The 12,616-nt window shown below is 58.3% G+C and carries 10 protein-coding genes and 3 pseudogenes; 9 read left to right on the forward strand and 4 right to left on the reverse strand.

The window, feature by feature from the left end:
- A pseudogene (locus tag FVF58_RS54015) lies at positions 1 to 842 on the reverse strand (IS3 family transposase); the annotation flags it as partial.
- A 586-nt stretch (positions 843 to 1,428) separates the two neighbouring features.
- Entirely contained in the window at positions 1,429 to 2,229 is an 801-nt protein-coding gene (locus tag FVF58_RS49920; RefSeq protein ID WP_246217592.1) for a hypothetical protein, read from the reverse strand.
- A 270-nt stretch (positions 2,230 to 2,499) separates the two neighbouring features.
- Between FVF58_RS49920 and FVF58_RS52210 the strand changes: the two genes are divergently transcribed.
- Positions 2,500 to 2,661, forward strand: a complete 162-nt coding sequence (locus tag FVF58_RS52210) for a hypothetical protein (protein WP_188131227.1) — start codon at positions 2,500 to 2,502, stop codon at positions 2,659 to 2,661.
- Between the two features lie 284 nt (positions 2,662 to 2,945).
- Positions 2,946 to 3,692: an SDR family NAD(P)-dependent oxidoreductase gene (locus FVF58_RS49925; RefSeq protein ID WP_149676829.1), complete on the forward strand. Its 747-nt coding sequence runs from the start codon at positions 2,946 to 2,948 to the stop codon at positions 3,690 to 3,692.
- A 279-nt stretch (positions 3,693 to 3,971) separates the two neighbouring features.
- On the opposite strand, the pseudogene FVF58_RS49930 reads toward FVF58_RS49925, so the two are convergent.
- Positions 3,972 to 4,088 (reverse strand): annotated as a pseudogene (locus tag FVF58_RS49930) (MerR family DNA-binding transcriptional regulator); the annotation flags it as partial.
- A 397-nt stretch (positions 4,089 to 4,485) separates the two neighbouring features.
- On the opposite strand from FVF58_RS49930, the gene FVF58_RS49935 reads away from it, so the two are divergent.
- From FVF58_RS49935 to FVF58_RS49965, 7 genes are all read left to right on the forward strand, one after another.
- Positions 4,486 to 5,232, forward strand: coding sequence for an SDR family NAD(P)-dependent oxidoreductase (locus tag FVF58_RS49935; RefSeq protein WP_149676830.1), 747 nt, complete (start codon positions 4,486 to 4,488; stop codon positions 5,230 to 5,232).
- Between the two features lie 83 nt (positions 5,233 to 5,315).
- Positions 5,316 to 6,416 (forward strand): alkene reductase, encoded by a 1,101-nt coding sequence (locus tag FVF58_RS49940; RefSeq protein WP_149676831.1) that lies wholly within the window; start codon positions 5,316 to 5,318, stop codon positions 6,414 to 6,416.
- Positions 6,417 to 6,486: 70 nt separating this feature from the next.
- Positions 6,487 to 6,900 carry a DUF427 domain-containing protein gene (locus tag FVF58_RS49945; protein ID WP_149676832.1) on the forward strand — a complete coding sequence of 138 codons (414 nt, stop codon included), beginning with the start codon at positions 6,487 to 6,489 and terminating at the stop codon, positions 6,898 to 6,900.
- Between the two features lie 667 nt (positions 6,901 to 7,567).
- Positions 7,568 to 7,888: an NIPSNAP family protein gene (locus tag FVF58_RS49950; RefSeq protein WP_188131228.1), complete on the forward strand. Its 321-nt coding sequence runs from the start codon at positions 7,568 to 7,570 to the stop codon at positions 7,886 to 7,888.
- A gap of 177 nt (positions 7,889 to 8,065) precedes the next feature.
- Positions 8,066 to 8,560, forward strand: a complete 495-nt coding sequence (locus FVF58_RS49955) for a DUF3237 domain-containing protein (RefSeq protein ID WP_149676833.1) — start codon at positions 8,066 to 8,068, stop codon at positions 8,558 to 8,560.
- Positions 8,561 to 8,605: 45 nt separating this feature from the next.
- On the forward strand, positions 8,606 to 9,835 hold the full coding sequence (locus FVF58_RS49960; protein WP_149676834.1) for an MFS transporter: 1,230 nt from the start codon (positions 8,606 to 8,608) through the stop codon (positions 9,833 to 9,835).
- Positions 9,836 to 9,932: 97 nt separating this feature from the next.
- A complete protein-coding gene (locus FVF58_RS49965) occupies positions 9,933 to 10,940 on the forward strand; it encodes a LysR family transcriptional regulator (protein ID WP_342802459.1) in 1,008 nt (335 codons plus the stop codon).
- Positions 10,941 to 11,179: 239 nt separating this feature from the next.
- Here the strand turns inward: FVF58_RS49965 and FVF58_RS49970 are convergent.
- A pseudogene (locus tag FVF58_RS49970) lies at positions 11,180 to 12,270 on the reverse strand (NAD(P)-dependent alcohol dehydrogenase).
- Between the last annotated feature and the right edge of the window lie 346 nt (positions 12,271 to 12,616).

Consider the following 12,616-nt stretch of genomic DNA (forward strand, 5'->3'; position numbering starts at 1 on the left):
CTGGTCGGTATTGACGATCTCAGGTTGCCCGTACTTCGCGAACGCTTCTTCCAACGCCTCGACAGCGTGCATCGCCTCCATCGTGATCGCTACGCGGTGGGCCAGTACCTTCCGGCTGGCCCAATCCACCACGGCGGTCAGATACACAAAGCCGCGCGCCATCGGGATATAACTCGTATCCAGTGCCCAGACCTGGTTTGCCCGATTGATCGTCATGCCCCGCAGCAGATACGGCCAGATCTTGTGCTGCGCATTGCGTCGGCTCGTGTTCGGCTTGCAGTACAGCGCCTCGATACCCGTGCGCTTCATCAGCGTGCGCACGCGCCTGCGGCCAATCTCGTGTCCCTCGCGACGCAGCAGGCGCGCCAGCATCCGCGCTCCCGCAAACGGAAACTCCATGTGCAGTTCATCGATCCGGCGCATCAGCAACTGGTCTGCCTCGCTCACCGGTTGCGCCCGGTAATACACGCTCGATCTTGCGATACCAACGAGTCGCGCCTGCTGCGAGACCGGCAATGCGTGCGTACGATCGATCATCGCTTTGCGCTCAGCAATCCCGCTTTGTTGAGCGCGCCGCTTAAAAAATCGTTCTCCAGCGTGAGCTGGCCGATCTTCGCATGTAGCTCCTTCAAATCGACTTGCGGCTCGCTCGACGCCGTGCCGCCTGCGCCAAACACGTCGGCGGCACGTTCCTGCAACTGCCGCTTCCATTCGGTGATCTGGTTCGGGTGCACATCGAACTGCTGCGCCAGTTCGGCTAGCGTCCGCTCACCCTTGACCGCCGCCATCGCCACTTTCGCTTTGAACGCGGCTGAGTGCGTCCGTCGGGTTCTCTTCGTCATCTTCAAGGTTCCTTTGTCGGCATTATCGCCGGCTCAGGCCCCGAGCGTTCCACTTATCCGACTGTCCGAATTTGCGCGGCCACCTCTACCTGAGTTGACCGGTTCCGCACAGATTACTTTGTCGAGATCGCCGATCTGAGAGGTAAACGACCGCTCATGCAGGCGACACTCCGTTAGCTTGATGGTGCACAAATCTGTACGTGCAGATTGTTGACGCAGGGGTAACGGTAGTCCCTGCTGAGGGGGACGGCGTTGCCACCGTCGCCCGTGGTACCTGTCGCACTCCGGCGCGGCTTTCCGCCCCGGGTGGCGAGCCACTGCCCGCGCACCACACCTCTATACGCTGCACGAACGCTGCGCCAGGCGCTCACACGCGAATCTCCCGCTAGCCTTGCAGGTAGCTCGAGGGCGTGGTGACCTCCCTGCACCGGAACGCGGATCACAGTGTCAGCGCGTGGCAGACGTTCAGTCAACTTCTGCCCGCGACGGGCGATCACACCCGCTGCGGCAGCATGCACACTCCAGCCCCGTCGCGCTGCGTATTTCACCGCACCGATGGTCGACGTATAGGCCGGGTCAATCAGGATCAGCGCTCGACACCTGCCCGGAAGCATTTCGCCTCGAGCAGTTGCCGGTATTTTGCGTAGAGCAGTCCCGAGAGCATGCGTGCTCCCTTTGGACTGAGCTGCGCCATCGCTTTCTTCTTTGCCGTGAAGTCGAGATTCTCGGCGACGATGGGTTTCAGTTCGTCCTTCGCCCATGCCACGGCCTTCTTCAGCGCGTCGGAGAGCACGGCCTCACGCTGGCCCGACGTGGCATCTTCGCGAAGCAGCGCAAAGCGCCGGGTCGATATCAGGTTGCCATACGGGTCGGTCTCCGTGACCGCCAGATGATCGACGTTGAAGTCGATGCCGACGGCGCCGTATTGCGCGCCCAGTGCGACGCGGCGCGCCGGCGCGTGGTTCAACGAGACGAATGCCCGCCAGTGCCGTCCGTCCCAGTGCAGACGCCAGCTCAGGGCAGTATTCGCATCCAGCGCCTCATCCAGGGCTGCACGGTCGTGGTTGAACGTCACACCGTTGATGACGAGATATTTCCGGTCGCCCTTGCTACGCCGACAATTGGGCACGCGGATCTTGAGCTGGTAATGACCGTCTGCCGTTTGCCGCAGCTGGCAAAGCTGGTTTCCCGCCGTCTCGTCCTTCGAGCCGACGAAGAAGACCTCGTGTGAGCGGCTGTCCTGCCAGGCCTTTAACCACGCATCGCGGTCTTTGAAACCTGCCAGCGCGAGGTGATGCTGCTGACCGAACAGCCTGCGTGTTCCAAAGCAGATACCTGGTACGTTCGCAGCGAGCCGACGCTCAATCCGGGCGAGCTTCGCCTGCATGTAGAACTCGTTTTTAAACGCGATGGTCAGGTTTGTGCGGACTCAACGCTTACTGCTGCAAACCCCTCTGACCTTTAGGCTGCCCTCGCCGCGACCATGAGGTATCTGCAACCGGCCTGTTCCAAGGACACCAGGGATATTCCATGCTTTGGAAGCATGTCCGCCAACCTACAAAGTATTTTAACTTTCTGTAGCTACCCGTTAGATTACCCATCAGGCGAAAGTGTGACGCAGGCATCTTCAATTTAGACATGGCACAGGCGTCGCCCCATGCTAACTGCCGACATCGCAGGGGATCTGAAAATGAACAAGCCCGATATAGCGACCAAAGACGCCCTGGCCCGCGGTTTCCGCGCCAATACACGCGGGGTCGCCGACAAAAGTCCAGCGCTTGTCATCTTTGGCCGGCGCGAGCGGAGGGCAAGGCTCTAAAAGCAGAACTCTGTGAGTTTGGCATGGACGCCGTGTTTGTCTGCGTCGGTTTGACCTGCGATGACGAGGTGCATGGAAACGTAGATCAAGCAGTCGGCCGCATCGGAGACAACGCTGATGCAGTCGGCGCGCCAGTGCATCAGCGTCGTTTTTAGCTGCCCATATCGACGTTATTGACGGAGAGACTGCCCCGCCTGTGCTGCAATGAAGACCGCGGGAGCAAGTGCGCAGCGCCGTTGCGCATTATTTCGTAGGGTTTGCGCTGAATCGCCAGGAACTCGACTATGAAATCTCTCAGGGGGAAGACCGCACTCGTCACGGGCGCCGACTGCACCGTCGGCCGCGCCATTGCTCTCTCGCTCGCTAGGGCCGGCGCACAGGTACTGGTTCAATACACCAGTAGCGAACTTGAAGCCGACGCTGTTGTCTTCGAAATTCGCTCAGCGGGTGGTCGCGCTGAGAAGCTTGCGGTAGATCTGCGCGAACCAGACGGCCCGCATCGGCTGGCAAGACGAGCGCTCGACATTATCGGGGCCCGTCTGGACGTTCTGGTGTCTAACACAGGTGTCGGGAAGGAAGCGAACATCGAAGACACTACCGTTGAGGATTTCGACAACCTGTTTGCTGCCAACGTGCGGGGGCCCTACTTTCTCGTCCAGCAACTTATGCCGGCGATGTGCAAGAACAGCAACGTCATATTTGTTTCTGCCCTTGTCTCGCACACGTCGACCGGTGCCCTGTCTGCCAACACGGCAACCAGGGGTGCCATCGGCACGCTCGTGAAGCACTTCGCCGCCACTCTCGGCGTTCGCGGCGTGCGTGTGAATGCGGTCGCGCCCGGGATGGTAGAGACCGACATTTCGAAACTCATAAATTCGGAAGCAGGCCGCGCGGCCACACGCGGCCTTCAGGCGCTCACACGCGTTGCAACACCGGAGGATGTCGGCGCCGCAGTGGTCTTTCTCGCTTCGGACGCGGCACGCTGGATCACCGGTGGCACGTTAAAGGTTGACGGAGGATTAAAGCTATAGACCGAGCGACGAACTGAGTATCTCCCGACGCGCTCCACCGTGAGTCTTTCAAGTACGCCGCTAACTTAATGGTGCACAAACCTGCACATTCAGATTGTTGTCGCAGGGGTTACGGCAATCCTTGCCGAGGGGGACGGCGTTGCCACTGTCGCCCCGCGGTACCTGTCGCACTCCTGCGCGGCTTGCCGCCCCGGGCGAGCCACTGCTCGCGCGCACCACACCTCTGTACGCTGCATGAATACTGCGCCACGCGCCCACTGACAATGTCAGTCAGCAGCAATGGCCGCCTACAGTGCGGCCGAGGGGCATCAACAGGCCCTGTCGATGCCAGCGTCGTAGTGTGCCCACCGCTACGCCCAGTTCTGCCGCCGTCTCGCCAGTTGATAGAAGTCGCATCCGATATCTCCACGAAGATACCGGGCGTAGAGCTCGTTTTTGTATGCGATGGTCGGGTTTGCGCGGACTCAGCGCTTACTGTTACAAACCCTGTCCGTACAATCAGGAAAAACAATATGCACGCGGCTAGACGCTTTCAGACTCAGTAGATCTTGCTCCGTGATGAGCGATTGGAGTGCTGAATGCGAATAGTTGACTCCATTGTATGAAGCCATGCCTAGAAAGCATGATCACCAGCCCACAAAGTCTTTTACCTTTAACTCAGACGCCACTAGATTAGCTTGCGAGGCGGCGGCGCACGTAACAACCCACATGCCGCGGCTTCGGTCCATGGCGGAACTGCGAACATCCGAGTCCGACGCGAACAACAAGCATCCAACCTCACCGGAGACCCATTATGGCCCACCCTCCCGGCAAGACAGCCCTCGTCACGGGTGCGTCGCGTGGCATTGGGCGCGCCAGCGCTCTTGCGCTAGCTAGGGATGGCGTCAAAGTACTCGTTCACTATTACAACAGCGTCAAGGAAGCAGATACGGTGGTCGCCGAAATCCGTGAGGCGGGCGGCAACGCGCAGAAGGTAGCAGCTGACCTGCGCGCAGCCGACGGTCCGCACAAGCTCGCGACCCTTGTGCGTGAGATCGTTGGCGAGCGTCTGGATATCCTGGTGGCCAGTGCCAGCATCACTCGGGGGGTCAGCATCGAAGATACTACCGTCGTGGATTTCGACGATCTGTTCGCGGTAAACGTACGTGCGCCGTACTTCCTTGTGCAGCAGTTGCTACCAGTGTTGGGCCAGGGCAGTAGCGTCGTGCTGCTGTCGTCGTTGGCCGCGCATTCGGCGATCGGCGCGGTGCCAGCCTATGCTGCGACCAAAGGTGCAGTCGACACGCTTGTCAAGCTTCTGGCCGTGATACTCGGCGAGCGCGGAATCCGTGTAAATGCGGTCGCACCGGGAGTTGTTCTGACAGAAACGTCTAGCTCCGCTAAAACCAAGGGGGAGTGCAACACCGCACTCGACATGCAAGCACTCAAGCGTGTCGGACAGCCGGACGATATCGCCGAAGCAGTTGCCTTCCTCGCCTCCGATCACGCCAGCCTGGTGACCGGCGACATCTTGCATGTCGACGGCGGCTCGAAGCTTTGAGTCAACCCGAACGCAATTTCCTCCAGAGGCTGCACATGCTCCTCTCGATAGAGAAATAGAAAATTAAAGATCACAGACTCAAAATGAACAATCAACAGCTTAAACTGCTATCCTCCTTCAACGTCGATCCACTTAAGCTTTCACATCGTGTAGTACTCGCGCCGATGACGCGCCTGCGCGCGGATCCCGATGATAGTCCTAGCGCAATGATGGTCGAGTACTACCGTCAGCGTGCCTCCAAAGGCGGACTGCTGATTACCGAGAGTGCGCACCCGTCCTATGACAGTCGAGGCTACATCGGCGCCCCTGGCATATACACAGATCAGCACGTCGAAGCCTGGAAAAAGATCACTGAATCGGTCCATTCGAAGGGTGCTCAGATCTTCATGCAGATAGCACACGACGGCCGCCAATCGCACGTCGACCTGAGTTGGGGCAACGCGCCGATCGCGCCTTCGGTTGTGCCCTATGAAACAACGGTACTAACACAGAACGGCTGGGTACCGAACTCGCCCCACCGGGCGCTGGAATTACACGAGATCCCAGCCATAGTCGACTCGTTCCACAAGGCGGCGGTCCGCGCGAAAGAAGCCGGTTTTGACGGCGTTGAATTGCACAACGCCAACGGGTATCTCGCAGATACCTTTCTGCAGGATGGTACCAACAAGCGCACAGATGCCTACGGGGGAACCATCGAAAAACGCGCGCGCTTCTCGCTTGAGATAGTCGACGCATTTGCGTCGGTCTGGGGCGCCGATCGCGTTGGAGTGCGAATCTCGCCGAGTGGTCGCTGGGGCGCCATTTCGGATAGCAACCCGGAAGCTACATTCGGCTATCTCGCCGAGCGCCTTAACGCTTACGGGCTCGCCTATCTGCATGTGATTGAGCCGCGCGTGATGGGCACCGAAACGATTAACGAAGGCGAGGCCCCAGTCGCGTCATCCTTCCTGCGCAAGATCTTCAAAGGTCCAATTATTGCCGCAGGTGGCTTCGACCGTGAGGGCGCCGAGGTCATCCTGCAAGCTGGTGACGCCGATCTGGTCGCATTTGGACGATGGTTTTCGTCGAACCCGGATCTGCCCGGGCGTTTCCTGCACGGGCACCCGTTGACACAGTATGTACGGGACGCTTTCTGGGGCGGAGACGAGCGCGCCTATACAGACTTCCCGGAATTTGCCGCCTAAGCAGCGCCGGCTCCCAACACCGGTCCGCTGCACTGGAGGCGTCCGGTGTATCCATTCAAGGAGAGATTTCATGGCAAGCAATGTGAACACAGCCACCAGAACCATCAAGGTTCCCGGCCCAGATCATCCAATCACCATTGAGCGCAACCCGTCTCGCGTTGTGGTCACGCTCGGGGGAAAGATAATCGCCGATACACGAGACGCGTTAACGCTGCTCGAGGCCGCATACCCGGCAGTCCACTATGTCCCGCGCAAGGATGTGGACCTGACGCTGCTCGAACGCACTGAGCACGCCACCTATTGCCCTTACAAGGGGGAATGTGCCTACTACTCGATCCCGTCTGGCGGCGAACCTTCGGTGAACGCAGTTTGGACCTATGAAAATCCGTATGAAGCCGTCGCACAGATTAAGGACCACGTCGCCTTTTACGCAGACCGAGTTGACACAATCGAGGTAAAGACCGACCAAGCAGCACAGGTCTAAAAAAGGAACGGTCACCCGATGGCAATGCTGCCGGCAACGCAAGCTGACATGTTGCTCGGCCGGCGAACCGCCATAGGGTGGTCCGCCAGTATGTCCGTTATCGCGATTGGTCGCGCTAAACCTGCGCCCAATCGCGAAAAGGCACGTGACTCCCGCCTGGGCAGATCTGGCGCAGGACTACAGCAACTCGACGGAAAACAGTGAGGAAACCGCGCCGTAGTGATTGTTCCGCCGCAGCGCTATGCAGAAAGCGTGCGACGGACCCAATCAGATTTTCTTTACTTTGGCGCCGACCCGGTCGCAGGGCTCCGACTGCAACAACTGTTCAGCCGTCACCTGTTGGACTTTACTCGCCATCCCGTCGCCTGGTATCGGAGTGTCTGCACGCATGTGTTCCAATGAGGACGGCATACGCAATGAGCCTCTGGACACGTACCACTCGCAGCGTGGTACGTGTAGGCGACCTGCAAATCGCCGAAGCGACGCTTCATGTGCACCACCACCGGTCCGCCATGCGCGCCGACAACAGCATGGTTCATCGTGGTGAACGCCAGCGCCAAGCCATCGTTCGGATTGTGTCAAGTGCGACCGGCACTGGCTGACCGGCAACCAGACAATGCGCGCTGACATCAAAGTTAAATTGGATCGGCTACCAAGGAGAATTACGATGCTTTACGAAATCCGTACCTACACATTCAAGCCGTTGCGCGGCGCCGACTGGCTCGCGTTGTACAAGAGCGAAGGCCTGCCGATTCAGCAGGAATTCCTCGGCGAACTTATTGGTTTCTTCACGACCGAGATTGGCGATATCAGCCAGATTGTACATATCTGGGCTTACAAGGGCCTCGACGATCGCCTCGAACGCCGCGACCGGATGGCCGCCGACAGCCGCTGGCAGGAATTCGGCCGTAAGGTGAAAGCGCTCGACATCCTGGTCAGCATGGAATCGCGGATCACGCGTCCGACGGATTTCTCGCCCCTGAAATAGTCGCAAGTAGTGATTGCCTGCACACAGTCGCCCCAAGTCGCAGACGCCCACAAGCACGGCTACGCGAACGACGTTAATCTTCCTTACCTCCGTCAGGACAAGTTCCAGTCCAGACAAAGCCCCATACTTACAGCCACCGGGTCGAATCCCACGCCATCCACAGCAAAGGTGATAATGATGTCCACTCCTGTTTTTGATGAACTCCCCACGCAGCTCAAGAGCATACAAACGCGCCCCCTCTTCGTCATACGCCTCGATGTCAAGCCGATCATCACCGTAAGCGACACTCCTGGCCTCTCCCGTCGCGTAGGCATCGTGTCATCGGGCACATTTGCGGGCGAACGGCTCTCAGGCAAGGTGCTGGACGGTGGTAGTGACTGGTTGACGGTGCGCAGCGACGGTAGCACTGCGCTCGACGTACGACTTATCCTTCAGACCGACGACGGAATCCACATTACGATGACCTATCGCGGCGTCCGCCACGGACCCGCCGACGTAATGCAACGATTGGGAAAAGACGAAGATATTGACCCGGCCAGCTACTACTTCCGCATCACTCCCATCTTCGAAGCGCCAGCGGGCAAGTATGAGTTTCTGAATCGGATGGTCGCCATTGGCACTGGCCATCGCTTCAAGTACGGTCCGGTTTATAACGTGTTTGAGGTCCTGTAAGCATAGGTCCAACTCTGGCTTTTGGCCGCAATAGAGGAACTAACAATGGAACCGGCCTCCAAACACGGGCATGTCCGAACGCTAGCAGTAGTCCAGATTGTGCTGGCCGCTGCCTGCGGCATGGTCGCGGCAAACGTGTACTATGCGCAGCCCCTCACTGGATTGATCAGTGCGGCCTTCGGCATGCCTCATGAAAGTACCGGCCTTTTCGTCACCTTGCCGTTGGCCGGATATGGCATCGGGCTGCTGACGATTGTGCCGCTCGGGGATCTGTTCGAAAACCGGCGTCTTGCGCTAACATTGGTCGGCGCAGAGATGCTGTGTACGCTCGCGTTAAGTTTGACTACCATACCGACCATCTACCTTGGCATTGCCTTCCTGACTGGCCTTCTGGCGTCGGTGGTGCAGTTGTTCGTCCCTTACGTTACGTACCTCGTCCCCAAAGAAGATCACAGCCGTGCAGTGGGAAGAGCGATCAGCGGTCTGATGCTGGGGGTCATGCTGGCTCGTCCTGTGGCAAGTATGATTGCCAGCGTCTGGTCATGGCGCGAGGTGTTCAGGTTCTCATCTGTGCTGATGGGCGCGCTGATGATCGGTCTACACTTCGTCCTGCCACCGCGTAGCCCAGCACAGCCGCCCACTTACGGTAGCCTGCTGCGTTCACTGGGAGGAATTTTTGCAGGCACAGAACTGCTGCGGCGGCGTGGCCTTTACCATGCAGCGATCTTCGGATCATTCAGCATATTCTGGACGGCCGTACCGCTCTGGCTGAGCAGTCCCAAGTTTGGCCTGTCCCAGAAAGGCATCGCATGGGTCGCGCTTGCCGGCGTTGCCGGCGCAATTGCGCCGCCTATTGCAGGCCGCATTGCCGACAAAGGTTTTACCCAAGCAGGCACTGCGGGCGCCATGCTACTTGCCTCTGCATCGTTTCTCGTTTCCGATCTCGCATTTGTGAGCTCGAATCTCTCACTAACGATAGTGATAGTGTCCGCCGTGTTGCTCGACTCTGCGGTATCCGCCAATCTCCTCCTCAGCCAGCGTGCTATCTATTCGCTCGGCTCGGAGCAACGTAGCCGACTCAACGGTCTGTTCATGGCAACCTTCTTTGCTGGTGGGGCAGTCAGTTCTGCACTCAGTGGCTGGGTTTTCGCGCGTTCCGGCTGGACCGGTGTATCGATCCTCGGCATGCTTCTACCGCTGGTTGCCCTGCTTTATTTCGCAACCGAGCGCCGCGGTTCGCTGCTCGAATCCATTTCGGAGAATCTACCGCAATAGAGCGCTAACACGCGGGTATTTCGAGAATACTCCTACGTTTTTTTTTAGCGACGGCCAGTCGCAACAACGACTGGCCGACATATGACGACGCTCCATTATGAGCGTCGATCGCCAGCATCCTCGCTTTAATCTACGTATGCAGGACATTAATGTCCTGCCACTAGGAGCATGTGGAGTGGACAGTCTAAGCGCGCTAAATGTTTTCGTGCAGGCGGCGGAAACCAGAAGCTTTACCAGCGCTGGGCGCCAGCTAAGCCTGTCTCCCTCGGCGGTCACGAAGGCTGTCTCACGTTTGGAGGAGCGGCTTGGCGTCAGACTTTTTCACCGTAACACCCGCGGACTATCCCTGACACAGGAAGGGGCGCTGTTTCTCGAAAGCTGCCACCGAATCTTCGCGGAAATGGAGTCGGTCCATGCCGAGCTAGCCAATTCCAAGAAGGCCCCCATGGGCAAGCTCAAGGTAAGCTTACCGATGGTGGGAACGCTGATGATGCCGACCATTAGCAAATTTATGTCGGCATATCCTGACATCGAGCTCGATCTGGACTTCACTGACCACTTGGTAAACGTCGTCGATGACGGCTACGACGTAGTCGTCCGTACGGGAGAAGGCACCGATTCCCAACTCATCGCGCGACGGCTAGGATTTTTTCGGCTCCGCGTGGTTGGCTCGCCATCCTATCTCGAGCGGGCCGGCACCCCGCTCGTGCCGCAGGATCTAACAACTCATGCGTGCCTGCATCATCGCTATCCGACATCGGGGCGTCTTAGCCGCTGGCCGCTACAGACAGCTGCAGACGCACCGAAGCTCACGCTACCTATCACCGCGACGGCCAACACAATCGAGCCATTAATTACCTTGGCCGAATGTGGAAATGGCCTAGCCTGTATCCCAGACGTCGCCATTCGCCAACAAATCGCGGATGGGAAGCTGATTGTCGTCCTGGATAAATTTACAAAACACGCGGGTACATTCCGCGCGGTATGGCCCTCTAATCGTCTCGTCGCTCCGAAGATCCGCGTCTTCGTCGATTTCCTAGCCGAAAACCTGTTCCCGAAATCCAGCACATTGGCCGAACTATTTCCTGACCTCCCGGAGGACTGAAATATCCGGATCTGCCAGAGACACTGCACGGAAACGAAGTGCCCGCGATCCAGGTACGGAACAGTAAATCGTCGGTAGAGCAACTTCTCATCGGTGAACAGGTGCCGTTACTTCTATAGCGCTCAAATTTGCCCACGCGGATGACAGCAACGACGCAGGAGTACCTAGTCCTTGTGGTGCCACGCACGGTAAGCGTTATGTTCGCGATCATTTCGTCTCATTAAATGATCGAGGCCATCTCACATTTTAGCAGCTTCCTTGAGAGAGGCCATGTCGATTACAAAACGATACTTGACGTCGCTCTTCAGCATACGATCGAAGGCGCTCTCTATATCCTGCATTCGGATCGTCTCGATGTCGGCGAGGATGCCGTGAGTTGCGCAGAAGTTCAGCATCCGCTGCGTTTCAGCGATTCCGCCTATCAACGAGCCGGCAATGCTTCGTCGTCCGCCCAGCAGGGTTGCAACGGATGGAGATGGATGCGGATCTTCGGGAATGCCCACAAGTGCCATGGTGCCGTTTAACCCGAGCAGAGACGTATACGCGTCGAGATCGTGCGGGACAGCAACCGTGTTTATGATCAGATCGAGCGTGCCGGCATGAGCGGCCATCTGCCCGGCGTCGCGTGAATTAACGACCTCGTCCACACCAAGCGAAAGGGCCGCCTCGCGCTTGCTTTCGGATGTCGTGAACGCGACGACGCGTGCGCCGAGTGCGTATGCGAGCTTGATCCCCATGTGCCCGAGCCCGCCGATACCGACGATACCGACCTTGCTCCCGGGGCCGACGCCCCAGTGTTTCAGCGGCGACCACATCGTCACACCTGCGCACAGAAGCGGAGCGACTGCGGCAAGGTCCTTTGCCTCGTGCCGGATGTTCAGTACGAACTCTTCACGCACGACGATCGAATCGGAGTAGCCGCCCCGTGTGATGTCAACAGTGACCCGGTCGGGGCTGTTATACGTCCATGTTGTTACGTTTTCGCAGTACTGCTCGAGCCCGGAACCGCACGCTTTGCAATGTTGACAACTGTCCACCATGCAGCCGACACCGACAAGATCTCCCAATTTGAAGCGGGACACGGAACTACCGACCTCGGCTACCTTGCCGATGATTTCGTGTCCAGGTACGTTGGGATAGAGGGGAGGGTGCCGTCGGGATAGATAAGACCGTCCCAATGGTCGCGTGCAGTGTGCAGATCTGAATGGCATACGCCGCAGTACAGGACCTCGATGCGTACGTCGTTGTCGCGTAGTTCGCGACGGTCAAAGGTGAAAAGTTCAAAGCGGGATTTACTTGAATAAACGGCGTAGCCGCGAGCTTTGGACATCGAAGACCTCCAGATTTCAATTGACAGGTTAGCGCGCTCATCGTGGCCAATGAGTGGGCGTCGTTAAATCGGCACGGCTGAATAGTCAATTGAGCGAATTAGAACAATTCGTTGACGCGGTGATGGCTGGGTCATTGCGATCGAGTTATCTTTACATCGGCGCCAACACAGTTCCTTGACGTCCTCCCCGCCCTCAGCCTGCGGCTGCCGCGCGAAGCGCGGAAAGGACGGGGATTCCTTCTATGAGCAGGAAGTTGTCAAGGCCTTTCATAAAGTGACTTGGTCTCGAATCATCGGCCGGGTCCTTCTGGCGCCTCCGCGCCGAAGCGCCGTAGAGCGGGGTCAA

It is taken from the genome of Paraburkholderia panacisoli (assembly GCF_008369935.1).
Classification (GTDB): domain Bacteria; phylum Pseudomonadota; class Gammaproteobacteria; order Burkholderiales; family Burkholderiaceae; genus Paraburkholderia; species Paraburkholderia panacisoli.

What these genes read in the sequence shown, in the direction of transcription:
- FVF58_RS49950 (WP_188131228.1), top strand. Translation starts at nt 7,568, where the DNA reads ATGCTTTACGAAATCCGTACCTACACATTCAAGCCGTTGCGCGGCGCC.
- FVF58_RS49960 (WP_149676834.1), top strand. Translation starts at nt 8,606, where the DNA reads ATGGAACCGGCCTCCAAACACGGGCATGTCCGAACGCTAGCAGTAGTC.
- FVF58_RS49940 (WP_149676831.1), top strand. Translation starts at nt 5,316, where the DNA reads ATGAACAATCAACAGCTTAAACTGCTATCCTCCTTCAACGTCGATCCA.
- FVF58_RS49920 (WP_246217592.1), bottom strand. Translation starts at nt 2,229, where the DNA reads ATGCAGGCGAAGCTCGCCCGGATTGAGCGTCGGCTCGCTGCGAACGTA.
- FVF58_RS49955 (WP_149676833.1), top strand. Translation starts at nt 8,066, where the DNA reads ATGTCCACTCCTGTTTTTGATGAACTCCCCACGCAGCTCAAGAGCATA.
- FVF58_RS49925 (WP_149676829.1), top strand. Translation starts at nt 2,946, where the DNA reads ATGAAATCTCTCAGGGGGAAGACCGCACTCGTCACGGGCGCCGACTGC.
- FVF58_RS52210 (WP_188131227.1), top strand. Translation starts at nt 2,500, where the DNA reads ATGCTAACTGCCGACATCGCAGGGGATCTGAAAATGAACAAGCCCGAT.
- FVF58_RS49965 (WP_342802459.1), top strand. Translation starts at nt 9,933, where the DNA reads ATGAGCGTCGATCGCCAGCATCCTCGCTTTAATCTACGTATGCAGGAC.
- FVF58_RS49945 (WP_149676832.1), top strand. Translation starts at nt 6,487, where the DNA reads ATGGCAAGCAATGTGAACACAGCCACCAGAACCATCAAGGTTCCCGGC.
- FVF58_RS49935 (WP_149676830.1), top strand. Translation starts at nt 4,486, where the DNA reads ATGGCCCACCCTCCCGGCAAGACAGCCCTCGTCACGGGTGCGTCGCGT.